1 protein-coding gene is annotated in these 256 nt (G+C 39.8%); it reads left to right on the forward strand.

Going from position 1 to position 256, the window contains the following annotated elements:
* A partial coding sequence (locus ORL93_RS31125) for a Cna B-type domain-containing protein (protein WP_265960364.1) occupies positions 1-256 on the forward strand: 256 nt, incomplete at both ends.

Raw genomic sequence — 256 nt, forward strand, 5'->3', positions numbered from 1 at the left:
GCATACGATGCGAATGGCGCTGCCTACAAGTATGAAGTGAAAGAACAAGCGGTAGATGGTTACAAATCAGAAGTAACTGGTTACGACATCACAAATACAAAAGTAGGTCAAACAAAAGTAGAAGGAAAGAAAACGTGGAAAGACGATAATGCGAAAGAACGTCCGAAAACAATCAAAGTAGACCTACTACAAAATGGTAAAGTGATCGCAACGGAAGAAGTAAGTGAAGCAAGCGGCTGGAAATACGAATTTAAAG

It is taken from the genome of Bacillus sp. DHT2, from assembly GCF_026241455.1.
Lineage (GTDB): Bacteria > Bacillota > Bacilli > Bacillales > Bacillaceae_G > Bacillus_A > Bacillus_A pseudomycoides.